The organism is Tolypothrix bouteillei VB521301 (genome assembly GCF_000760695.4).
Classification (GTDB): domain Bacteria; phylum Cyanobacteriota; class Cyanobacteriia; order Cyanobacteriales; family Nostocaceae; genus Scytonema; species Scytonema bouteillei_A.
Genome location: NZ_JHEG04000001.1, coordinates 1372736 through 1395002, shown reverse-complemented (window position 1 = coordinate 1395002; position 22267 = coordinate 1372736). Strand labels below are relative to the sequence as shown.

21 protein-coding genes and 2 pseudogenes are annotated in these 22267 nt (G+C 42.6%); 16 read left to right on the top strand and 7 right to left on the bottom strand.

Going from position 1 to position 22267, the window contains the following annotated elements; genetic code table 11:
* Window positions 1–8: 8 nt before the first annotated feature.
* Together HC643_RS05470 and HC643_RS05465 are read left to right on the top strand one after the other, a co-directional pair.
* Window positions 9–302, top strand: a pseudogene (locus tag HC643_RS05470) (Ycf66 family protein); the annotation flags it as partial.
* 62 nt (window positions 303–364) lie between these two features.
* Window positions 365–649: pseudogene (locus HC643_RS05465) on the top strand (Ycf66 family protein); the annotation flags it as partial.
* 362 nt (window positions 650–1011) lie between these two features.
* Here the strand turns inward: HC643_RS05465 and murG are convergent.
* Window positions 1012–2088 carry an undecaprenyldiphospho-muramoylpentapeptide beta-N-acetylglucosaminyltransferase gene (murG, locus tag HC643_RS05460; RefSeq protein ID WP_038088957.1) on the bottom strand — a complete coding sequence of 359 codons (1077 nt, stop codon included), beginning with the start codon at window positions 2086–2088 and terminating at the stop codon, window positions 1012–1014.
* Between the two features lie 90 nt (window positions 2089–2178).
* Here murG and HC643_RS05455 point away from each other — a divergent pair, with 90 nt between their 5' ends.
* From HC643_RS05455 to HC643_RS05445, 3 genes are all read left to right on the top strand, one after another.
* Window positions 2179–2982 carry a Cif family virulence factor gene (locus HC643_RS05455; RefSeq protein ID WP_038088960.1) on the top strand — a complete coding sequence of 268 codons (804 nt, stop codon included), beginning with the start codon at window positions 2179–2181 and terminating at the stop codon, window positions 2980–2982.
* A 77-nt stretch (window positions 2983–3059) separates the two neighbouring features.
* Complete coding sequence (locus tag HC643_RS05450; protein WP_038088963.1) at window positions 3060–3833, top strand: SDR family oxidoreductase; 774 nt, start codon at window positions 3060–3062, stop codon at window positions 3831–3833.
* 33 nt (window positions 3834–3866) lie between these two features.
* Window positions 3867–4751 (top strand): alpha/beta fold hydrolase, encoded by an 885-nt coding sequence (locus tag HC643_RS05445; RefSeq protein WP_038088965.1) that lies wholly within the window; start codon window positions 3867–3869, stop codon window positions 4749–4751.
* Between the two features lie 28 nt (window positions 4752–4779).
* On the opposite strand, the gene HC643_RS05440 is transcribed toward HC643_RS05445, so the two are convergent.
* Window positions 4780–5517, bottom strand: a complete 738-nt coding sequence (locus tag HC643_RS05440; RefSeq protein ID WP_137986473.1) for a hypothetical protein — start codon at window positions 5515–5517, stop codon at window positions 4780–4782.
* Between the two features lie 192 nt (window positions 5518–5709).
* Here HC643_RS05440 and HC643_RS05435 point away from each other — a divergent pair, with 192 nt between their 5' ends.
* Together HC643_RS05435 and HC643_RS05430 are read left to right on the top strand one after the other, a co-directional pair.
* Window positions 5710–7080: a cytochrome P450 gene (locus HC643_RS05435; protein WP_038088968.1), complete on the top strand. Its 1371-nt coding sequence runs from the start codon at window positions 5710–5712 to the stop codon at window positions 7078–7080.
* Window positions 7081–7093: 13 nt separating this feature from the next.
* Entirely contained in the window at window positions 7094–8470 is a 1377-nt protein-coding gene (locus HC643_RS05430; RefSeq protein ID WP_038088971.1) for a cytochrome P450, read from the top strand.
* Between the two features lie 27 nt (window positions 8471–8497).
* On the opposite strand, the gene HC643_RS05425 is transcribed toward HC643_RS05430, so the two are convergent.
* Window positions 8498–9142, bottom strand: coding sequence for a DNA-3-methyladenine glycosylase family protein (locus tag HC643_RS05425; protein WP_038088974.1), 645 nt, complete (start codon window positions 9140–9142; stop codon window positions 8498–8500).
* 52 nt (window positions 9143–9194) lie between these two features.
* Here HC643_RS05425 and HC643_RS05420 point away from each other — a divergent pair, with 52 nt between their 5' ends.
* On the top strand, window positions 9195–9587 hold the full coding sequence (locus HC643_RS05420) for a carboxymuconolactone decarboxylase family protein (protein WP_038088976.1): 393 nt from the start codon (window positions 9195–9197) through the stop codon (window positions 9585–9587).
* Window positions 9588–9796: 209 nt separating this feature from the next.
* Window positions 9797–10363, top strand: a complete 567-nt coding sequence (locus tag HC643_RS05415) for an HdeD family acid-resistance protein (protein ID WP_038088980.1) — start codon at window positions 9797–9799, stop codon at window positions 10361–10363.
* 108 nt (window positions 10364–10471) lie between these two features.
* On the opposite strand, the gene HC643_RS05410 is transcribed toward HC643_RS05415, so the two are convergent.
* The gene (locus tag HC643_RS05410; RefSeq protein WP_050046398.1) at window positions 10472–11605 is read right to left on the bottom strand and encodes a GGDEF domain-containing protein; all 1134 of its coding nucleotides are present in this window, start codon (window positions 11603–11605) and stop codon (window positions 10472–10474) included.
* Between the two features lie 752 nt (window positions 11606–12357).
* The gene (locus HC643_RS05405) at window positions 12358–13692 is read right to left on the bottom strand and encodes a DUF7986 domain-containing protein (RefSeq protein ID WP_038088983.1); all 1335 of its coding nucleotides are present in this window, start codon (window positions 13690–13692) and stop codon (window positions 12358–12360) included.
* A 199-nt stretch (window positions 13693–13891) separates the two neighbouring features.
* Here HC643_RS05405 and HC643_RS05400 point away from each other — a divergent pair, with 199 nt between their 5' ends.
* Both HC643_RS05400 and HC643_RS05395 read left to right on the top strand, forming a co-directional pair.
* Window positions 13892–14293, top strand: coding sequence for a hypothetical protein (locus tag HC643_RS05400; RefSeq protein WP_038088986.1), 402 nt, complete (start codon window positions 13892–13894; stop codon window positions 14291–14293).
* Between the two features lie 191 nt (window positions 14294–14484).
* Complete coding sequence (locus tag HC643_RS05395; protein WP_082051819.1) at window positions 14485–15369, top strand: lysophospholipid acyltransferase family protein; 885 nt, start codon at window positions 14485–14487, stop codon at window positions 15367–15369.
* Window positions 15370–15382: 13 nt separating this feature from the next.
* Here HC643_RS05395 and HC643_RS05390 read toward each other — a convergent pair whose 3' ends face one another.
* Entirely contained in the window at window positions 15383–16522 is a 1140-nt protein-coding gene (locus HC643_RS05390) for a retropepsin-like aspartic protease family protein (RefSeq protein WP_038088988.1), read from the bottom strand.
* Between the two features lie 286 nt (window positions 16523–16808).
* Between HC643_RS05390 and carA the strand changes: the two genes are divergently transcribed.
* The 5 genes from carA to HC643_RS05365 all read left to right on the top strand — a co-directional run bounded on the left by carA (window position 16809) and on the right by HC643_RS05365 (window position 21211).
* Window positions 16809–17951 carry a glutamine-hydrolyzing carbamoyl-phosphate synthase small subunit gene (gene carA / locus HC643_RS05385; protein ID WP_038088991.1) on the top strand — a complete coding sequence of 381 codons (1143 nt, stop codon included), beginning with the start codon at window positions 16809–16811 and terminating at the stop codon, window positions 17949–17951.
* Window positions 17952–18029: 78 nt separating this feature from the next.
* Complete coding sequence (locus HC643_RS05380; RefSeq protein ID WP_050046399.1) at window positions 18030–18416, top strand: STAS domain-containing protein; 387 nt, start codon at window positions 18030–18032, stop codon at window positions 18414–18416.
* Window positions 18417–19081: 665 nt separating this feature from the next.
* Window positions 19082–19561 (top strand): Mini-ribonuclease 3, encoded by a 480-nt coding sequence (locus tag HC643_RS05375; protein ID WP_038088998.1) that lies wholly within the window; start codon window positions 19082–19084, stop codon window positions 19559–19561.
* Window positions 19562–19659: 98 nt separating this feature from the next.
* Complete coding sequence (rlmB, locus tag HC643_RS05370; protein WP_038089002.1) at window positions 19660–20706, top strand: 23S rRNA (guanosine(2251)-2'-O)-methyltransferase RlmB; 1047 nt, start codon at window positions 19660–19662, stop codon at window positions 20704–20706.
* A 202-nt stretch (window positions 20707–20908) separates the two neighbouring features.
* Window positions 20909–21211 (top strand): DUF1816 domain-containing protein, encoded by a 303-nt coding sequence (locus tag HC643_RS05365; protein WP_038089005.1) that lies wholly within the window; start codon window positions 20909–20911, stop codon window positions 21209–21211.
* A 58-nt stretch (window positions 21212–21269) separates the two neighbouring features.
* Here HC643_RS05365 and HC643_RS05360 read toward each other — a convergent pair whose 3' ends face one another.
* Window positions 21270–22112: an alpha/beta fold hydrolase gene (locus tag HC643_RS05360; RefSeq protein ID WP_038089007.1), complete on the bottom strand. Its 843-nt coding sequence runs from the start codon at window positions 22110–22112 to the stop codon at window positions 21270–21272.
* Window positions 22113–22267 lie beyond the last annotated feature (155 nt).

Here is a 22267-nt window from a genome sequence, read left to right as displayed (position 1 = left end):
ACGGTCATATGGTTAACTTAGTATTAAATTTAACAGATGTGCTAGCACAGGTGAACTTTGGGGCAAATTCGGCAAGTGTGTTAGGTATTGTTGTTTATTTTGCAGGTACAGCTTTATGTTCCCTTCCCTTATGGCGTCCACACCTTGCCCGATATTATGACATCCTCTTTGCTCAATTAGCTTTAATCTGTAGTTTGATTCTTGTGTTTCAAGGATGGCGGCTCGATCCGATTCTACAGTTTGGTCAACTTTTGCTAGTAGCATCAGCTATTTTCTCTACGATTGAATGTATTCGCCTGCGTTGAGCGGATAAATCAGTAAAAAGATATATTAAGCATTGCCAAAATGTAACTAGGAGGGTGAAATGGTAAACTTGGAATTGAGTTTGGGCGGTGTATTAGCACAGGTCAACTTCGGATCGAATTCAGCATCTTTGTTAGGTATTTTTCTTATGATTTTGGCATTAGTTATGCCCTTGGTTCGCGGAATACCAGCAAGAAGTCATGACACTTTTTTTTCTGTAGCTGCTGTAATTTCTGGTTTTATACTCATATTTCAAGGGTGGCGACTCGATCCAATTCTACAGTTTGGTCAACTTCTGTTAGTAGGAATTACCATTTTCTATACAGTTGAAAGTATCCAGATTCGCCGAAGTAATAGACCTTAAAGTATGTTCATTATTTTATTGTAATAAGTAGTACAAAATTGAAGATATACAGCAGATTTCAACTTGGTGAGGTACAAAAATTACCCCCCTCTGTCCCCCCTTACTAAGGGTGGATGAAAGGGGGGTGTACCTCATTCAGATGCAAAGCGCTGTAGGATTTTTATTTTATTGATGAACTATATGTAGGTAGAGCTAAAGCTCACCACTAAGGCTTTTGTGTGGGAATGCCCACCCTACAGTACTTAAAATTTTTCACATATTATTTATGATTCCTATAGCAGCTATTTTGCTCATTATGGGAACGCTAATTAGGTGGGATTTAAACCCCACCCAGTTGCTTGTTTTCACTTCTTTTCCACAAGATCGCGAACCAATTGAGCCAACCTGTCCGCACTGTCGGGAACAGCGATCGCTTTTGCGGCTCTCCTCATCTTTTGCAACTCTTCTGGATTTTGCAACAACTCCAACACTTTGGAACGCAAACGCTCATCGGTTAAATCCGATTGTTGAAACATAATTGCTGCACCAACCGAGGTAAAAACCTTTGCATTGTAAGTTTGATGGTCTTCTGCTGCAAAAGGAAAAGGAATCAAAATCGCAGGTGTACCGCAAACTGCCATTTCTGTTAAACTTCCAGCACCAGAGCGAGTGATTGCCAAGCTTGCCCTTTGCAACAGTGCTGCCATATTATTATAAAATGGTAAACAAATATACTGTGGATGCTTCAGGCTTTCTGCATCTGGGTCTTTATCACCGACTAAGTGAACAACCCAAGCACCAGCATCAAACCAAGCACTAGCAGACTGGCGTACTAGTTTGTTGATAGCAACAGCACCCTGACTTCCACCAAAAACAACGATCAAAGGAGCTCCTTCTGGAATAGATAAATCCAGCGATGCTGCAGTGGCTTCGTCTAAAAATTGCGATCGCACGGGAGTCCCGGTGCAAACAGTTTTGGCGCGAGACAAGTACTGACTCGCCACTTCAAATCCAACTGCTACCGCATTACACCAAGGTCCAAAAAAACGCGTCACCTTACCAGGTAAGGCGTTGGATTCGTGAAGAATGACAGGCAAACCTAAAGAACGTGCAGCAATGACAGCAGGTCCAGCAATGTAACCGCCCGTCGTAAAAACTCCCTGAAAGTTTCCCTGTTGTAAGATTTTCCTAACTTGCAAAACCGAACCGATAAGTCTTCCCAATACTTTAATGGATGCCAGCCCAAAGCCTTGCTGAAATCCTTCTACTGAAATAGTATTCAAGGGATACTGTTTGGGAACTAGCTGTGTTTCTAACCGATTTGGAACACCCAGCCATTCTATTTGATAATCGCTCAAGTGTTCGGCAAGGGCAATTGCGGGAAACAAGTGTCCGCCAGTGCCACTAGCAGCTATTAATAAACGTATAGGAGTATGTGCCATCTCACCATTTTCACCCCAAAAGCACCTAGATTAACTTAAGATTAAACAATTTCCTTGCCTACTGTAGATAAATTGTCGAACCTATCACCAATGCGTAATAACCTAATTCCCTTTCTGCACCAACGCAAACCGAGCCGCTTGCTAGCCATTTCCCTACTGGCATTTGGTTTGCTAACAAGTTTGAAATGCGCTCAAGCCAGTACGGTTCCAAATGCACCAGCCGAAGTCCAAAACTTACTGACACAAGTTGATACTGCAGCTAGCCGGGGCGATCTCAAAGGAGTTATTCAGTTCTACAGCCCTAATTTCACTCACAGTGATGGCTTAACCCGTCCAAGCATGGAAAAAGCTCTCACGAGCCTTTGGCATCGGTACTCAAAATTGAAATATACCACTCAGTTGCAATCGTGGAAAGCAGAGGGTAATGCGATTGTCGCTGAAACAGTCACCAATATTACTGGAATGCCGTCTGCTACCAGTAACAACATGGCTCTCAACGCCACCATTAGATCGCGCCAGCGCATTGCAGGTGGAAAAATTGTGCGTCAGGACATCTTATCCGAGCGCACTTTGCTAACCTCAGGTGCCAAACCACCTCAAATTGAGTTGAAACTCCCCCAACAAGTCAAAGTTGGTCAGCAGTATAACCTAGATGCCATTGTTCAAGAACCCCTTGGTGATGACTATCTTTTAGGCGCAGCACTAGAAGAACCAATTAAGCCAGAAAAGTACCTAACTCCCACACAAGTGGATTTAGAATTACTGTCCTCTGGGGGAATTTTTAAAATTGGACGCGCACCAATGGTTCCCGGTAGCCAATGGATTTCTGCTGTTGTTATGCGGGGAGGTGGAACGACAATGATCACTCAACGGCTTCAAGTTGTAAATAGATAATCATAAATTATGAATTATGAATTATAAATTATGAAATAATTAATTCATAATTCATAATTCATAATTCATAATTCATTATGTTTTCTCTGGAAAATCAGATCGTTTTAATTACTGGTGCAAGCAGTGGTATAGGCGCGGCTTGCGCCAAATTATTTGCAGCCGCAGGCGCAAAACTAATTTTAGCGGCAAGAAGGTTCGATCGCTTGCAGCAGTTAGTAGAAGAACTCAACAAAAACTTTTCTACTGAAATCTATTCATTACAATTAGATGTACGAGAGATAGCCGCAGTAGAGTCTGCTATTTCTCAATTACCTCCCCCTTGGTCTGATATCGATATATTAATAAATAATGCAGGTCTGAGTCGTGGGTTGGATAAATTCCATGAAGCCAGTATTCAGGATTGGGAGGAAATGATTGATACTAATATTAAAGGTTTGCTCTATTTAACTCGTTTTGTTGTTCCCGGAATGGTAAGTCGCGATCGCGGTCACGTGGTGAACATTGGTTCGATCGCCGGACATCAAACCTATCCCAATGGAAATGTCTACTGTGGGACTAAAGCTGCTGTCAAAGCAATTACTGAAGGTTTAAAACAAGATCTCTTGGGGACATCGATCCGCGTCACCTCCGTCGATCCGGGGATGGTAGAAACAGAATTCAGCGAAGTCAGATTTCACGGCGACGCCGAACGCGCCAAAAAAGTTTACCAAGGAGTGACTCCCCTGACTCCGGATGATGTCGCAGATGTCATACTTTTCTGCGTGACCCGACCAGCCCATGTCAATATTAATGAAGTGATCTTGATGCCAGTTGACCAAGCTAGCGTAACATTGGTCAACAGGAAACAGTGATATTTGGGGATTGGGCATAGTAAAATAAAGTTTATGTTTCCAAATTTTCTACCTACAACCGTTACCCAACTGACAGAACCCGCGTCAATTGCTCTCGCTCAAAGCATCCAGCAAACTGCGATCGCAACTCCTTTGACCACACAACCAATAACCACTACCTACGTACAGCAAGGGAGTGGGGGTGTACCTTTGCTATTGATTCACGGTTTCGATGGTTCCGTGTTTGAATTTCGCCGTCTCATACCTCCACTTGCAGGGCAAAATGAGACATGGGCGGTGGACTTGTTAGGATTTGGGTTTACGGACAGACCTGCAGGAATAAAGTTTAGTCCCAGTGCCATTAAAACCCATCTCTATTATTTCTGGAAAACCCTAATTAACAAACCTGTCATTTTAGTAGGTGCTTCCATGGGAGGCGCAGCTGCTATTGATTTTACCCTCAGCTACCCAGAAGTCGTTCACAAGCTCGTGCTAATTGACAGTACGGGTTTGGTAGGTGGTCCGCCGATAAGCAAATTCATGTTTCCACCATTAGATTATTTAGCAACAGAGTTTTTACGAAATCCAAAAGTCAGACAAAGTATAACGCGCACTGCTTATAAAAACAAACAGTTAGCAACACTAGATTCCCAACTCTGTGCATCACTTCACCTTGAATGCTCTGATTGGAACAAAGCTTTGATTGCTTTTACTAAAAGTGGTGGATATAGTGCATTTAGATTTACAACTCTATCACAAATCGTTCAACCAACGCTCATCTTGTGGGGAGATTCCGACAAAATTGTAGGTACTAGAGATGCAAAAAGATTTAAGCTAGCAATTCCCAATAGCAAACTGATCTGGATTAAAGATTGCGGTCATGTTCCTCATGTAGAACAACCGCACATGACCGCTCAAAATATTTTAGAATTTCGCTAGCTCTTTCAGATGGGGCTACTTTCTTGTACTAATCCAGCAACCACATTTGAGAATTAGTATTTTCAACAGACTCATCTTTTGGCTTGTCTGGCAGTTTTGGTATTGTATATGATTTTTTATATTTAGATGGTTGAATAATTCCTTTATCCGCTTGTGGTGATGGTTGAACGGGTCGTCGGTCTGGTGTTACCGATGGTTGAATGGGTCGTCGGTCTGGTGTTACCGATGGTTGGATAGATCCTCTGGCTGCAGGTGTTACTGATGGTTGAACGGGTCGTCGGTCTGGTGTTATCGATGGTTGAATAGATCCTCTGGCTGCAGGTGTTACCGATGATTGGATAGATCCTCTAGCTGCAGGTTTTGCTGATGCTTGAACAGTTTCTTTTTCTTGCTTTAAAACACTTATTTCTTCAGTTAACTTAGAATTGGCTTGCGCTAGATGAATAGCTGCATTTTTAGCTTCTTCTACTTCCGATTTCAACCGTTCCGATAATTCTTTCTGCTTTAATAAAGCAGATTGTAATTCAATAATTTTTTCTTGAAAACTGACTTCATTTTGTCTGGCTTTATCCAAAGAGTCTCTTAACTCTTTGACTGTCGCTTCTAACTGCAAATATTTTTTATCTACAGGAGATTCTAAAGGAACTAGGGGTTGCTCGGAGTTGTCATTTACTGTAGTTGCAGTAATTTCAATAGTAGGTGTAGCCCCTAGAGGTGAAAATTTTTGCGCTTCTTGTTGCAAATCAGAAATGCTTTCCTGCATCATTATTTCCCCTATAACCCTTTAAATTCTGAGCGACATGGCAGAATCTTAACCCCAAGGGAAACCGATCCACCATTCCTAAATCCTAACCTGTTATTGTTGGAGTGGCGATTATTTTTACTTAGCACAGCGGCTCATAACCCTTTTTTCATACAAAAGGTAGAATTGAGAAGCGCTTGATTCCATAATCTACTTATGCAAGGAATATACAATTTGCCAGATGGACCGAAAACGCCTCTGTTTGTGAGGTTAATGCAATTTATCTTTCAGCCACTGGAATATGTAGAAGGACTAACCAAAAACTATGGTGATAGCATCACAGTTTTTGGGGAAAAAGGAACTCCTATCGTATATTTCACTCAGCCTCAAGCGCTGCAGCAGATTTTTACAGCAGATGCTAGCTGTTTGGATGCGGGTAGAACAAACAGCAGTTTAACTTTTTTGTTTGGAACCAACTCCTTGCTCTTACTTGATGGAGAACGACATCAGCGCCAACGCCAACTTTTAACTCCTCCCCTGCATGGCGATCGCATGCGAGCATACGGAGAGACTATCCGCACAATTACTTACCAAGTCATGGAATCTTGGAAGATTGGCAAGCCTTTGGTTATTCGGGAGTCGATGCAAGAAATCTCCCTACGCGTCATTTTACGAGTTGTGTTTGGTTTGGATGAAGGACAGCGTTTGGAAGAACTCAGGCAAAGGCTCACGTCTCTGCTAGACTTTATCAATTCTCCCTTGATGTCTGGTGCTACCTTTTTTGACTTCTTTATGAAGGACTTAGGAGCTTGGAGTCCCTGGGGTCGGGTTTTGCGCCAAATACAAAAAATTGACACACTCATTTATGCTCTCATTCAAGAACGAAGAACGGAATCAAACCAAACTCGCCAAGATGTCCTCAGTTTAATGATGTCTGCTCGTGATGAAAATGGTGAAGCCATGTCTGATGTTGAGTTGCGCGATGAGTTAATGACACTGCTCGTCGCCGGACATGAAACCACCGCTTCGGCTTTAACATGGGCATTTTATTGGGTCGATCGCTTACCAGAAGTCCGTAACAATTTACTGGCAGAACTCGAAACTCTGGGTGAAAATCCAGATCCAACGACTGTTACTAAATTGCCCTACTTAACAGCAGTTTGCCAAGAAACTCTCCGCATTCATCCTATTGTGATGAGTGCTACTCCTCGTATTGTGCGCTCCCCAATAAAAATTATGGGTTATGACTTGCCAGAGGGAGCAGTCATTGTTCCTAGTGTGTACTTAGCGCACCATCGGGAAGAAGTTTACCCGCAACCAAAGCAATTTAGACCGGAACGCTTTTTAGAGAAGCAATTTTCTCCATACGAGTATTTGCCTTTTGGGGGTGGCAATCGTCGCTGTATTGGTCTGGCATTTGCTTTGTATGAAATGAAACTTGTATTGGCAACAATACTTTCACAATTTCAAGTTTCTCGAATTAACAAGCGTTCCTTGCGTCCTGTACGTCGTGGTCTGACTATGGCAGCACCAGCAGGAATGCGAATGGTGGTAACACCTAGCTCTATAAGACAACTAACAGCTTGAAAAGTTAACTTTTATGAGTACAATTAATCTACCTAACGGTCCGAAAAAGCGTCTTCCACTGCAATTGATGAAGCTGATTTTTCAACCAATAAAATATGTAGAAGATTTTTCTAAAAATTACGGCGACAACTTTACTCTATGGGGTGGTAAAACTTCCCGCATTGTCTACTTTAGCCATCCCCAAGCCGTACAACAGATTTTTAATGCGGATTCTAGTTACTTGGATGGTGGTAGGGGCAATGGAATACTTAAGTTTTTGTTAGGAGAAAATTCAATTGTTCTTCTAGGTGGCGATTCACACAAACGTCAGCGTCAACTTCTCGCTCCTCCCTTTCATGGCGATCGCATGAAAACCTACGCAGTAGCTATCCGTGAAATTGCTCGCCAAGTGAGTCACTCGTGGAAGATAGGTCAGCCATTTAACATCCGTGCTTCCATGCAAGAAATTACTTTAAGCGCTATCTTGCGAGTGGTATTTGGTTTGGATGAAGAACCCCGTCTGGATAAATTACGCTACCTATTGAGTTCATTACTGGAATCTATTAGTTCTCCTTTTGTATCGGCAATTTTATTTTTTCCATCCCTACAAAAAGATTTAGGTTCTTGGAGTCCCTGGGGTCGATTTTTGCGCCTGCAGCAGCAAATTGATGAGATGATTTATGCTTTGATTCAAGAAAGAAGAGCAGAGTGTAACCAAAATCGGCAAGATATTCTCAGTTTGATGATGTCTGCACGTGATGAAAACGGTGAGGCGATGACAGATGAAGAGTTACACGATGAATTAATGACTCTACTTGTAGCAGGACATGAAACCACTGCTACGGCATTAACGTGGGCGTTTTATTGGATTGACTTTGTTCCTGAGGTTCGTGAGAATTTACTAGCAGAACTCAATCTCCTCGGCGATGACCCAGATCCAAGTACCATTGTAAAATTACCCTATTTAACAGCAGTCTGCCAGGAAACCTTGCGGATTTATCCTCCAGCAATGGTTGCTTTTCCACGTGTGGTGCGATCGCCAATGGAAGTTATGGGCTATAACCTCCCAAAAGGAACAAGCGTTATTGTCAGTGTATACTTAGCGCACCATAGAGAAGAAGTTTACCCACAACCAAAGCTGTTCAAACCAGAACGCTTTTTGGAAAGACAATTTTCTCCATACGAATATTTACCCTTTGGTGGTGGAAATCGCCGTTGTATTGGCATGGCATTTGCTCAGTATGAAATGAAAATTGTATTGGCAACAATTCTTTCACAATTTCAAGTTTCCCGAGTCAACAAGCGTCCCGTGCGTCCCGTGCGCCGTGGATTGACTATAGCAGCACCCGCAGGAATTCAAACGATCGCAACTCCTACGCTCAAGCCTGCAAAGAGTCCGTTGCTCGTGTAATAAGTCCCCCAATACACACAGTACAAACTAAGTAGCAGCTTTTTTGGGACTTTCTAAATAGTAGTGCCATAGAATCCTTGCGGCGACAGCACGCCACGGTCGCCAAGTTTCTGCGATCGCTTCGAGTTCCTCTGGAGTTGGACGGTACGTCCAACCTTTGATTTTTTGTAAGGCTATGGCGAGTGCTAAATCTCCTTTGGGAAAGACATCAGGACGTTGTAACGCCATCAGTAAGTAAATATCAACAGTCCAGTCTCCAATCCCTTTAATGCGCTTGAGTTCGGTTCTGATAGTAGTTTCGTCTAACGTTTCTAGCCTATCTAAATCAAGCTGACCGCAGGTAATTGCGTTTGCTAACGCACGACCGTAAACTATTTTTTGCCGACTAAAGCCGATTTCTTTCAATTGCACATCGTTAAATGTCAGAAAATTGTCGGGTGTCAGGGGCACAATTATCCCACACAAACGGTTGAACACAGCCCTTGCAGCCGCTAGGGATACTTGCTGCTCTAAAATAATACGGAGCAGTGTTGGAAAACCTGCTTCTCTACTCCAAAGCGGTGGATGTCCAAAAATGTCTAGAATCCTAGCAAAATCGCGATCGCGACTGGCGAGTTCCATCAAACCCAGTCTCAGGTTTTCTTCTGTTAAAGATTCTAAGTGAGTCACCATAAAAGATACTTAAAGAATGATAGTACCTGAAGCTAAGCAGTAGATAGAACACATGACTAAACTTATTGAATACGAACAAGCGAGTGATGAAGTTCGCTCAGTGTACGATGACATTCGTGCTACCCGCAAGACCGATTACATCAACAACTTTTGGAAAGCTATAGCCAACCATCCCCCTACTTTACACCGGACTTGGCAAGCCGTGAAAGAAGTGATGACGGCTCCTGGTGAACTCGATCCACTAACGCGTGAGTTAATTTATATAGCGGTGAGTGTTACAACTGGTTGTGAATACTGCATTGCCTCACATACAGCCGCAGGACGTGCAAAGGGTATGAGTGATGAGATGTTTGGCGAACTTATGGCGATCGTCGCTACAGCCAATATGACAAATCGCCTTGCTAATGGTTACAGAATTCCAGTTGATGACCAGTTTCAGACTTAAGAATTAACTTTGGGGAAGAAGAAACATCAAAAAGTAGGAAAAACAGCAGCCAGTTGCTTCTAGTAGTTAGTCTTTTGCTGTTTAACAATGCCAAGTCATAATCTATAAATAGGCTGTAACAAGGTTCTACCCTAAGGGTATATCGCTACTCCCCAAATATTCCCTAGCCTAAAGGTAAGCTTTTTATTTAAGGATAGGGAAAAAAGAATATGACAACTAACGTTTCTCCTGAGATTAACAAAAACCCCAATAGCTCTTTGTGGATTGGTATTCTGTTAATTGTTTTGGGCATTAGCGCGATCGCAATGCCAGCTGTTTCGACAATTTTTGCAGAGACGTGGGTAGCTTTGATACTCATCTCTTCAGGAGCAGCAAAACTTTCCTACGCAATACAAACCCGCGAGCAAGGAGGCTTCCTTTGGAAGCTCCTATTAGGCGGTCTTTACATAGCAACGGGTATTATGCTGTTCATTTACCCCTTCACGGGAATCCTGACACTGACCTTGTTGCTTGGTAGCTTTTTACTAACAGAAGGTGTATTTGAGTTACTTTTGGCATTCCGCCTGCGTCCCCAAGAAAGTTGGACTTGGGCATTGGGTAACGCTATTGTTACCTTAGTACTTGGTGCTATGATTTGGTTTCAATGGCCTGTTGATGCGCCCTGGGTTTTGGGAACACTCGTTGGAGCTAGCGTTCTATCCACAGGTGTTTCACGTGTCATGATGTCACTGAATGCACGCAGTACAGTTAACTCCGACCAAGCTGCAGGTGCTTAAACTGTAAATGCTCTGAGGGATTTCCAAGAAATAAATTTTCCATCTTGTGGAACGGGCTTTAAAAATCTGCATCACCAGAAGTTTTGGGAGAAGTTTATTTGGAAGTCCCTATGTTTTGGATGCTGATTGGTTTGCTTTCTTTAAACGTTTTTGTTGGTACATTTGCCGATCCGCCTGCGTAATTAACTCACCCAGAGAGAGCGACTGAGTGCGATCGTAATACTGAATTCCAATACTCATAGAAATTTGAAATGATTGGTGTTGATGCTGATTAAAGTCATCGATTTGAGCTTGCAGCCGTTGTACTAATGTCTCCGGAGTCGGGTTAATTCCTTGCATCAGCACGACAAATTCATCACCTCCAATTCTCCCTAAAGTATCAGAGTTGCGAAAAGTTTGTTTAATTAAGTTCGCAGATGTAACTAGAGCAGCGTCTCCTAACTCATGTCCCAAGTTGTCATTGATGTGTTTGAGTCCATCTAAGTCGATGAACAACAGCCCTACAGGAATTTGTGTCAGTTGGGCTAACTGTAATTGTTGTTCGGCTACCACAAAAAAGCCACGTCGATTGTACAATCCAGTTAATTCATCAGTTAGAGAGAGGCGACGAACTTCAGCTTCCGCAGCTTCGCGTTCTTTGATTTCTCGTTGTAAGGCAATAGTACGGTCTTGTACGCGTTGTTCTACTTCTGAATAAATCCGTACATTCTCCATTGCTACGGATGTCGTGTCTGCTAGTGCTTGTAATACCTTTACCTCTTCTAAAGTCGGTTGATGATACATCGCCCAGTAAATTCCGATAGCACCAATCGGATCTTGAGTCCGGATTGGTACCATGACCATACTTTTAACAAAGGTAGGTTTGTAGACAGCATAAGGCACTCTCTCGTCAATTGCCACATTGGGAATAATTGCAGGTTGACGGTTTAACATAGTCCAGCCACTAATGCAAATACTCATAGGAAATTTTTGACCTTTCCATAGAGGGGCAATAGCATCCTCATCAGCGTAGTAACAGCAATCGTTTTCCCGAAGTACAAAACTAGCTCCATCTGATGCTGTTAGTTCTCGTGCAGCTACCCGCACAATTTCCATAATTTTGTCTAAATTAGGGGCTAGTGAAAGTTCTTGAACTACCTCTAACAGATGTTCCATTGCCTGTACGTATTGACTGGCAGGATTGTTGTTTTCAAATTTTAGCAGCGCTTGATAATACAATAGCAAGGAAAAATTTTTGGTCATATATCCCCTGGATTTCAAAAAAATCAGTCGAGGGGTGATATAGTAGCTAACTTGCGTTAAAGAAAAAAGTTTCTTCTATCAAAATAGTGGAAAATACAGACTACTGAATGATGGGATAATGACTGCGTTCATAGAACAACGGTCAAATCTTTTCAGTAGAGGGATAAGGGTAACAGATCGGCTATTTAATGGTTTGCGTATTTCTACCAACCCAATATTAGTCAATTAAAATTTTGAGCTTTAACAGACAAGTTATTGAATTGCTACTTGCACACCTTAATTAGAGTCATTCCTAACAAGTGAACAGTGCCCGCACTTTATCAGGGTGTCTTTTGGGAAGAAGCAAATATCAAGTCGTTTCTTGTAAATTCGTGATTGTTTTCCAGGCTTTTCTTGCCATCATTGTACTTTTCACTAGCTGGTGAACATAAAATACCTCTTAGGAAGCAGTTATAATTCATAAATACCTAACTTAAGGTAGAAGATCTTTAAATTAATTATTATACTCTTTGGACAAGGATTGCCAGCCTATCTCACTCACGTATCGCTAAGTGGTAATAATAAAAACCTAAAACTCATAAGTACACGCACGAAAAAGTACGTTTTTATACAAAAATTTTGTAAAAATTCGCAGACTTGAGAAATAAGCTTCTCGCTCAAACTCCATTGTTATTGATAATAAGCAACGGAGTCATGGGGATTGGAGTACTCGCGAGCCAGCCCTAATTAGACTTAAAATAAGATCGACTTCATTACAAGCGTTGAAAACCTTTAGCTGATTGCTTTTGACCCTTTCCTTTAGGCTTAGATTTACTAACTTCCACCACAGCTTCTTGAAATAGGTTGTGTAGGTGTATTGGTACGCTAGCAATATCTGGTAACTCTGGTTCTATGGGCTTGTTGAATTCTTGCAATAGTGTGTTTAAGTTTTCTTGCAGCTGAAACTCCGGACGTTGTAACACTGTTTGCACAACTTTTTCTAACTGTATGGGATACCGTTCGGCTAAGCGATGCCAAATAAAAGTGTTAATACTTTTATCTTCAAGATAAAAACGGATAAGTTTTTCAGCACCTTCTACACTTTGCCAATCTTCTGTTTCTAGAATTTGTTGGACTTTGGCATAAGTTGGGAGAAACATTTGTCCCCATCGGGGATGAGAAAGAGCAGTGACTTGCTCTGCTTTCTTGAGTTCAGCTGGTAAGTCAACTTTTGGCATTACCATTTTGCTAGAGTTATTTTGACTCCCAAACATTTGAGAGACTGTTTTGGAATCAGCGCCTAATTCCTCAGCAACTGCTTGAATTTCTTCTTGTTCAATACCGGATTCTTGTACGATTTCTTCCAGAGATTTTGAAGGGTCAATCCCTGCTGCTTCCAAGCGCTTTTGTGTCATGACTTCTTGAAATTCAGCAATCTTCTTGTTGAGTTGATACCCCGGTAAGGTGACTTCATCTCTTTCAAAAAAGTCTACAAATTGTTGGTGATATTGTTCTACTGATAACCAAGCTTCTTCTAGTAACTCGGGTGCATCTCCGTAGAGTTGGTTGCGATAATTGTCTTTAAAATTACCTATCGCAACTGCCAGTTTCGGTTTACCCAATTTACCCATAAGTGTCTGTGGTCCGGAAAACGTCCAGTAAGTGTCTGTCACGGGAGAAATGCGGGTAAGTATAATTTCTCCGTCTTTGACACGAGACAGTTCTTTTTGGATTTGGGTATTGTTTGGCTTGACTGTGTAATGCTTTGCAGTCAACCAATTCATAAGTTCAAAACCATCAGGTAGAATCTTGGTGACGGCAAATAAGCCAATAAATGTATGATGCCAACTTTTAATGAGTTTGCGATCGCTTTCTGAGAGATCGGCTTGGCTTTCTACGTACAGATCTAGTGGTGAGGAGTCTCCCACTCTTCCTTCTGTAATAAATGAGTCAATTACAAAATCCTTTTGGAAACTGTCACCGCTACCGCGACGCGATTTCTCAGCAGCATAGGTCTCCAAGGCTTGTGCTAGTTCATCCTCAGCATCAAACACAAAATCAGTTATATCTTGTTGTAGTTGGTGCGATCGCTCTAATATGGCATCCACAAGTTTATGTCACAGAAACCTACAATTGCACAATAGAGGTTTTGAAAGAATTTGAGTATCTGCGCTTGGGAGGAATTTTTAGAGCTTGCGCTTTTTGACACCTAAACCATCAAAACCCTTCGCCTTTTTCTGCTCATTTGCTACATCTGCTATACTGAGAACTGCAAACACTCGTCCTGATTCTTAGGAACAAATCTAGATGAATCGCTACAAAAGTTTGAAGCTAGGACTAAAACTGGGATTGGAGTTTTGGCTACCCTTAGTGCTGTTAGGATTTGTTTTGTGGGTAGGAGGAGGGTGTGTGATGGATGGAATCTTGAGTCAGCCAGACCACGGAGAAAGTCATTTAAAGGTGGAAATGCAGCCGATCAAGCCACGTCAAACGTTAAGACTTTTTATTAAGGCAGAAATAGACAAACAGAGAGGTATTTCTAGGGTTGAAGTCAAGACAGCTTACAAAGCCGTGAAAGGTTTGACGTTTGTGTTTCCAGTTACAGAAGCAAGCCAAGTGGAAGCAGCGATCGCGAAAGAGTTAGGATTGCTTCCAGAGGATATTAGGAGCGTGATGTACTATCAAAAAAAACTTAAGGATAGATATTAAAAGTACTACTAGTTTCGCGTGCATTTCCCTCAATAAAATTGGCTTGGGAACTTTCAAAATAAAAAATCTTTAGCTTTTTCTTGTATGGTTGGGAGCCAGGATGTCTGGTTTATTTTAAACTTTGTCTATGGTCTGAAATGAGAAAAAGTGCAATATTTAGAAGGAATATTATAGTGGTATAGTCCGTTTCCATGCTTGAAGAAGTTCGCCGCGCTAGCAAAGATATATTTGATGTACTGAAGGAAAACAAATCAACAACAAAGCTTGGATGGTCTTTGGATCGACGAGATCCAAAATTTATTCAACTTTTTATGCCTATATGGAAATGGCTGTATGAGTATTATTTTCGAGTAGAAACGAGTGGTTGGCACCACATACCCACTCAAGAAAAGGTCTTATTTGTGGGTTCTCATAGTGGGGGATTTGCAGCACCTGATATGTTTATGGTGATGTATGACTGGTTCCAAAGGTTTGGTGTGGAAAAACCCGTGTACGGTTTATTACATCCTAAGGTATGGCTGGCGTCTCCCCTACTGTCAGTGATGGCTGCAAAAGTTGGTGCTGTAGTGGCTCATCCAAAAATGGCAGTTGCGGCTTTGGATTCGGGAGCCAGTGTACTGGTGTATCCGGGTGGAGTTCAAGATGTTTTCCGACCCTTTTATTTGCGTAACAAAATTAACTTGGCTGGACGCAAGGGGTTTATTAAATTAGCATTACAGAAAAATGTCCCCATAGTACCTGTCATTTCTACTGGGTCTCACGACACGTTTCTGGTGCTGGCTAATTGCTATGATATTGCACAGCAACTCCACAAATGGGGAATGCCTTGGATTTTAGGGATCGATCCTGAAATTTTTCCTATTTATTTGGGCTTACCTTGGGGTGTTGCTTTTGGTCCTTTACCTCATATCCCAATCCCTGTAACTATTCGCACTCGCGTTTGTCCCCCGATTGTTTTTGAGCGTTATGGAAAACAATCGGCTCGCGACAGCGAGTATGTTAATACGTGTTACGAGATGGTTCGGAGTCAAATGCAGCAAGAGTTGGACTCGTTAATTCAATTTTCTTCTTTGTGAAAAACTCAAAATCTCAATTTGGTGCAGGAACTTCTATAGGTTGGGGTTCTCTGACTTGAGGTTCTTGAGACAAAGACGGAACTCTTACCTCAGGTTCTTCCTGAGAGTTGGCGTGGGGGTGAAATTGCGGACGAAATTCTACGGTGTTGCGTTTGATGGTAATATCGTAATTGCCAAAAAAGTCGTGTCCTAGGAGCCCAGTCTCCAATTCTGCACCTGCGATCGCGACTGGAAGTTGGCGTGTTTTTACCCCACCAACTTCCATTGAATCCACATAACCGACGGGAAATTCAACTGCTTTAGAACTAGCAGTGTTTGCTTTGGCTTTTGTCACTGGAACGACGCCCAAAGCAAGTGCCATTTTCTGAGTAATGACTGTCCCGCTTGCTCCGGTATCAAGAATCATCTCAAAACTCTGAAGCCCGTTGAAAGTCACTTCAATAATTGGCGTACCGCCCAATCTTCTCTTGATGGGAGCGCTATATACTGGGGGTTCGTTGGGTTTTGGAACTGCAATCGGAATTGCATACGCTTGTTTTTGTTTGACCGACACTACATTTCGCCTTGATAGGGGTAGAGACGGTTTTTTTGGTATCAAAACAGCAGTTTTTTGATTGAGATTTTGTTGTTGTGCAGCAGGGATAGTTGGAGCCAGACCGACCACTGTATCTGGTGGTGTGGGTATTAGAACTGGTGGAGTCACAGGACGTGTTGCTCGCTGTACGGCATATTTTAGCTGGCGTTGGTAATCCAGTACTCTTGCTTGGGCGCTATTGAAATAAGGGCTATCAACTGGCACTTTTTTCATCAGCGCGATCGCCTCTCGCAGCTCCGTTGCTACTAGCTTCCAATCTTCTGAGGATTGAGCAGACTGGCTGATGCTTAGAGCACCAACTGCTTTGTCCAATCCTTGCTCAAAATAACTCAATTCAATTTCAGACGGTTGTTGCCTGACTGGGTTTAGTTGCGGGATATTTGGCTTTTCTACCGTTGTGGCAGTTGGCGGGGCAACCTTTTTTTCAGTAGGCAGTTGGTGCTCATCTTTACTTATCTTGGTAGCAGCCTGTTGCCCTTGTTGACAACTAACTGCTACAACCGCCAGTGTTGATGAGACAACAATTAACGCTGCACGGGATAAAATGGGCTGAAGCATAATTAATAAAATTTTACCCGTCTGGTCTCCTATAAATCTACTATCACTCCTAATTTGTGTTTAAAGATTTTGTGTTTTAATTTCTTAAGTTTTTATTAACATAACTCTTTCGTGACGAAATCAATAATTTATGGCATAATAGTCCATCGCAGTCTTGAGAGGCAGGGGACTGGGGATTGGGGACTGGAGATTTAGAAAAGTTTCACATACCCAATCTCCAATCCCCATTGCCCCTTATCCCCAGAGGGGACCCCAAGTTCCCCAATCCCCTTTACTTTAATCGGCTATGCCCCTATCTGACGCAATACCCGCTATTCTTGTTTTGGCAGATGGAACAACCTATCGTGGTTGGTCATTTGGTGCTACCCAAACCACAATTGGCGAAGTGGTGTTTAACACTGGCATGACAGGATATCAAGAAGTGCTGACCGATCCCAGTTACTGCGGTCAGATAGTCGTGTTTACTTACCCGGAATTGGGAAACACTGGCGTTAATCCAGAGGATGAGGAATCAGATAGACCCCAGGTGCGGGGTGCGATCGCACGCAATATTTGTAACCGTCCAAGTAACTGGCGCTCAACACAATCTTTACCCGATTACCTCAAACAGCATGAAATCCCCGGTATTTATGGAATTGATACGCGGGCGTTGACTCGCAAAATCCGCATGGTTGGAGCCATGAACGGTGGGATTTCGACTGAAATTCTTGATGAGGCAGAACTGCTAGAACAGGTACAAGCAGCGCCCAGCATGAAAGGGTTGAATCTTGTTCGAGAAGTCACCACATCAGATATATATGAGTGGTCGGAACCGACAAACCCTGTTTGGGAATACAGTGCTGCATCCAAAGTCAACGATGGAGAGAGTTTCACCGTTGTTGCTCTTGACTTTGGTGTGAAACGCAACATCTTACGTCGATTAGCCAGTTATGGCTGTCGGGTCATCGTAGTTCCAGCCAATACCCCGCCTGAGGAAATCCTGAAATACAACCCGGATGGAATCTTTCTTTCCAACGGTCCGGGAGATCCAGCCGCTGTCAGCGAAGGTATTGAAACCACAAAAGCACTGCTTGGAGTGCAAAAACCCATGTTTGGGATCTGCTTGGGACACCAAATTATTGGTCGCGCCCTCGGAGCTGAGACTTTTAAGCTGAAATTTGGTCACAGGGGCTTGAATCAACCAGCAGGATTGCAACAACGAGTGGAAATTACCAGCCAAAATCACAGTTTTGCGATCGATCCAGATTCTTTACCAGAAGCTGTTGTAGAAGTGAGTCATCTTAACCTCAACGATCGCACCGTCGCTGGCGTCCGTCATAAATCTCTGCCTGTATTTTCAGTACAGTACCATCCAGAAGCCAGCCCCGGTCCTCACGATGCCGATTATTTGTTTGAGCAATTTGTACAACAAATGCGATCGTCTCGTTGAGGGAATCCCCACTTCCTTTATGCCAATTGGTCGTAGACAGCATATACTAAAACCATCTATACTGGAGCGTTCACCATAATTTATGAGGAGGGAATTATTGCTGAGCCACTTAATCTAACCGTAAGCCTGAGAGGCACTCGTGAAGTTCGAGATAACTGTCAGCTATTCCGCCTCACAGGTTTGTTAGACGCCTTTTCCGAACCGACGTTTCGCAAGGTGCTTGGTAGCAAGATAGAAGAAGGACCAAAGCACATTATTCTGGATTTGTCTCAAATTGATTTTGTTGACAGTTCTGGATTGGGTGCTTTGGTACAGTTAGCTAAGCAGGCTCAAGGTTCTGAAGGTACCTTGCAAATTGTCACGAATGCCCGTGTCACCCAAACAGTCAAGCTCGTTCGCCTGGAGAAGTTTCTAGCCCTGCAATCATCAGTAGATGCGGCTCTAGAGAACGTGAAACAATCTTGACGCTCGGACACAGTTTAAGGTGAATTTACATCTTGCACTACGCCACACCCAAGGCTAGAAGACTGTTGGCTCCTGCTGCAAGGTGTAAAGAGAACTAGATTCGCCAAACAGCCTCTCGCTATACCTTAGTTGGTGGAGAGACGGGCAGTTGCTGTGACTCTGTAATCCAGAGCGAGGAACTGCCCGTGTAAATTGGCGGAAGTTAAGAATTTGTGTCAGAATTGTTAAGTTTTTAGCCAAAAAATCCAAAAAATATGTAAAAATTTCTCTAGATAGCACTTGGTTCGCGTTATAATGTGCTATATTGTAATGATGAAGGTTTAGTATCATATAATGCTTGATACTTCAGCCGTAAAAGTATGTTATACCAATTTAGATTTTGGATTGAGAAAGCCTTAATGGACTTAACCTCACCTGACTATCTATAGCATTCTTTTTTAAAGTTGGTATTAGTGTGCGATCCCAAGATGCAGACTTGGATGGTTTCAAGATAGACCTCATGCACAAAATGGCAACCAAAAATTGAAAAAAAAGTTACAATTAGTGAGTTGATTTTTCAGCATTCATTATGCTTGAGTAAAGCTGCATGGCAATAGAAAGGGCAGATTAAGCTGAATAACTCGAAGGAAGCTTCCCAAAAATAGGTTGTGAGGAAAAGAGGGCTTGTGACGTCACAGGAGGAAGATCTACACGATGAACCCAGTTCAGTTCCCAATAAGGGTACTGATTGGTGTCAAATGTTGGGAGAATCCAGAACGCGATTATGCCAAGACTTTTCACAGACACAACTGCGACAAGTTTCTCCTACTGCCTTAGCCTATTTGGGAGATGCAGTTTACGAACTGTATATTAGAATGTTTTATCTGTTACCACCACAACGACCAGAGGCATATCATCGTTTAGTGGTGTCACAGGTCAGGGCAGAAACGCAGGCTGAGATGTTGCGATCTCTCTATCCTCATCTGAGGAGTAGTGAGTTAGAAATTGTCCGCAAAGGTCGTAATGCTGCTACAGGGCGTCCCAAAAGGATCCATCCCGAAACATACCAACAGGCAAGTAGTTTAGAAACCTTAATTGGCTATCTGTATCTTAGCGATTTCCAGCGCTTAGCCGAACTGTTACAAAAACTTCAACTGGAAAAATGATGAGAAATTAATCTGATGACAGAAAACTGATAGAGTAAGTTCGGTCATTTGATGTAAATAAATATGCCCATTTGTACGCGCTAGCACTTATTTCTACCATGATAAATAAACCAAGACCAACCAAAAATTCTAGTGAAATCAATGGCAAAATATCCCCGGTAAAGAAGGGAAAGCGTGTTATATCAAGACGCCCTTCCAGTAAGCCCGGAGCCAAAGTTATTCCCAATACGACTCAGTCCGGCGCTAAAGTTATACCCAACACACTTAAGAGACAAAATCGTGATGTCTCAGAGTTCATCGCACCTATTGGAGACCAAGAAGACGTAGATCTTATATACGGTCGTCATTCAGTTTTAAGTGCTTTGGAAAGCGAGCGAAATCTCAACCGCCTTTGGATTGTATCTCGCTTGCGCTACGACCACCGCTTTCATTCGCTTATTCTACGAGCAAAGGAAAACGGTACTATTATTGACGAAGTAGAACCAAAGCGCTTAGATCAAATCACTTCTTCAGCCAACCATCAGGGAGTCGCAGCACAGATTGCTCCCCATGCATATCTCAGTTTAAGTGATTTGATTGAACGGGCTAAGTCTGTTAGCGATCCCGTGATTGTCGCGGCTGACGGAATTGAAGATCCCCACAATTTAGGGTCTATTATTCGCTCTGCAGAAGCACTTGGAGCGCAAGGGTTATTAATCCCGCAACGCAGGGCAGTTGGAATTACTTCAACAGTGATGAAAGTTGCTGCAGGTGCTTTAGAAAATTTTCCCGTAGCAAGAGTCGTTAATTTGCATCGCGCTTTAGAAGAATTAAAAGCAGCTGGCTTTTGGATCTACGGAACTGCGGCAAATGCAAGCGAACCCATACATACAGTTAACTTTAGCGGTCCTACAGTATTAGTCGTTGGCTCTGAAGGCGAGGGTTTAGGTATTTTGACACAACGCTGCTGCGATTTTTTAGTGTCAATACCCCTACAAGGTAAAACTCCCAGTCTCAATGCCTCAGTAGCAGCAGGTATGGCGCTATATGAAATATACCGCCAACGTTGGGTGAATACACTGCACTTCGATAAATTAAAATTCACACCAGGAGAAGCATCCCTAGTCAAGGGAAGGTTCAATGGTCGTGGAAGCGCTAACAGTTAACAGGGGATAAAACGGTTTGGGTGCTAACTGCCGAGCAAAATATACACAGCAGTTATCAATCAACCGTCAAGAAACGATAATTTTAGAAAAATTTCTTTGAAAAAAGAAGAGTAAACAGAGTATAAAGAAATGTAAAAAGAACAATCTTCCGTTGTACCCATTTCATTTAAACCCTGTAACAAATTAAAAATCAGAGAAAACCATGAAGACTATTTGGCAAAACTTTAAGGAAGCGCTGATTAACGTATTTCAAGGATTTGGTTTGGCTTGGTGGGTCGAAGTAGTGACACAAAACCCTCGTTGCACTTACTATTTTGGGCCATTTCTAAGTTCTACTGAAGCGAAAACCGCAATCAAAGGTTATGTAGAAGATTTGGAGCAAGAAGGTGCTCAGGGAATCGCTATCAATGTTAAACGTTGTAAGCCAGCCGCTTTGACAATCGCAGATGACTTGGGGGAACGGATTGACCGCAAAGTCCAGCCGATCTTTAGCGGTCAAATGTAAGAGGCTAAGAGCTAATAGCTAATAGCTAATAGCTAATTGCTAATTGTGCCATTAGCCATTAGCCATTAGCTGTTACCTGCGGATGTTGTTCTAGCCAAAGTTCGATGTCGTTCAAAACTTGGTTGGGAATTTCCCAAGGAAACAGATGCGCTGTATCGGAATAACACAGCCATTGGGAATTTTTGAGAAACTGAAATGTTTCCAAACTGGAATTAGCTGTAATATGACAGTCTTGAGCACCAGCAAGCACTAAACTCGGACAGTTGATTTGCTCCAAGTCTGTTAGTCGGTCGTAACCGCTTTTAATGGCAGTAAACAAGGCGCGAGTCGCAGCAGATGAAGTTTGTAAATAAGCAGGTACTGCGTGTTTTGCTATATAACCGTATGCGGTGGGCGTATGTTGCCTAATAAGATACTTAAAGAGCGATCGCTTACCAAAAGTATCAATATTCCACATCCAGTCATGTTTTATACAACTTAGCAGTGCGGCAATACCAGTATAAAGATTTTCCTGCAAAGTAACGGGAGGATGATTGCTTCTCGGCTTAGCTGCTGTTGCTATCAGTATCAGCCCTGTGACCCGTTCGGGTAAGCGTAACGCCAATTCCATTGCTAAAATACCACCTAAAGACCACCCTAGGATCAAACACTTTTTAATTTGATAGCGGTCTAGTAGATTTTCGAGATCCAGCAAATGGTCGTGCATAACAAAATTTTGCGTGTAGCGACTTCTCCCATAACCGCGTAAGTCAGGAGCAAAAGTTTGAAACCGCTTTGATAAGCGATCGCTAAACACAGAAAGACTCGAACCAGAACCGGGATGACCGTGCAAGCAAAGGATCGGAAACCCTTCACCCTGAATATATACGTTAAGGTTTGCAGCGTTTAAAGATTTGTACATTGCTAATGGCTAATTGCTAATTGCTAATTGCTAATTGTAAGAACTACCATGAGCCATTAACCATTAGCCATTAGCCCTCCCTTGTTCGCCAGTCGCCAGGGCGCGGGAAAACCTCGCCCTGCAAGCTGGTCTCACCATTAGCCATGAGCCATTAG

Coding starts and splice junctions, on each gene's coding strand:
- murG (WP_038088957.1), bottom strand. CDS start 2,088: ATGGCACATACTCCTATACGTTTATTAATAGCTGCTAGTGGCACTGGC.
- HC643_RS05455 (WP_038088960.1), top strand. CDS start 2,179: ATGCGTAATAACCTAATTCCCTTTCTGCACCAACGCAAACCGAGCCGC.
- HC643_RS05450 (WP_038088963.1), top strand. CDS start 3,060: ATGTTTTCTCTGGAAAATCAGATCGTTTTAATTACTGGTGCAAGCAGT.
- HC643_RS05445 (WP_038088965.1), top strand. CDS start 3,867: ATGTTTCCAAATTTTCTACCTACAACCGTTACCCAACTGACAGAACCC.
- HC643_RS05440 (WP_137986473.1), bottom strand. CDS start 5,517: ATGATGCAGGAAAGCATTTCTGATTTGCAACAAGAAGCGCAAAAATTT.
- HC643_RS05435 (WP_038088968.1), top strand. CDS start 5,710: ATGCAAGGAATATACAATTTGCCAGATGGACCGAAAACGCCTCTGTTT.
- HC643_RS05430 (WP_038088971.1), top strand. CDS start 7,094: ATGAGTACAATTAATCTACCTAACGGTCCGAAAAAGCGTCTTCCACTG.
- HC643_RS05425 (WP_038088974.1), bottom strand. CDS start 9,142: ATGGTGACTCACTTAGAATCTTTAACAGAAGAAAACCTGAGACTGGGT.
- HC643_RS05420 (WP_038088976.1), top strand. CDS start 9,195: ATGACTAAACTTATTGAATACGAACAAGCGAGTGATGAAGTTCGCTCA.
- HC643_RS05415 (WP_038088980.1), top strand. CDS start 9,797: ATGACAACTAACGTTTCTCCTGAGATTAACAAAAACCCCAATAGCTCT.
- HC643_RS05410 (WP_050046398.1), bottom strand. CDS start 11,605: ATGACCAAAAATTTTTCCTTGCTATTGTATTATCAAGCGCTGCTAAAA.
- HC643_RS05400 (WP_038088986.1), top strand. CDS start 13,892: ATGAATCGCTACAAAAGTTTGAAGCTAGGACTAAAACTGGGATTGGAG.
- HC643_RS05395 (WP_082051819.1), top strand. CDS start 14,485: ATGCTTGAAGAAGTTCGCCGCGCTAGCAAAGATATATTTGATGTACTG.
- HC643_RS05390 (WP_038088988.1), bottom strand. CDS start 16,522: ATGCTTCAGCCCATTTTATCCCGTGCAGCGTTAATTGTTGTCTCATCA.
- carA (WP_038088991.1), top strand. CDS start 16,809: ATGCCCCTATCTGACGCAATACCCGCTATTCTTGTTTTGGCAGATGGA.
- rlmB (WP_038089002.1), top strand. CDS start 19,660: ATGATAAATAAACCAAGACCAACCAAAAATTCTAGTGAAATCAATGGC.
- HC643_RS05365 (WP_038089005.1), top strand. CDS start 20,909: ATGAAGACTATTTGGCAAAACTTTAAGGAAGCGCTGATTAACGTATTT.
- HC643_RS05360 (WP_038089007.1), bottom strand. CDS start 22,112: ATGTACAAATCTTTAAACGCTGCAAACCTTAACGTATATATTCAGGGT.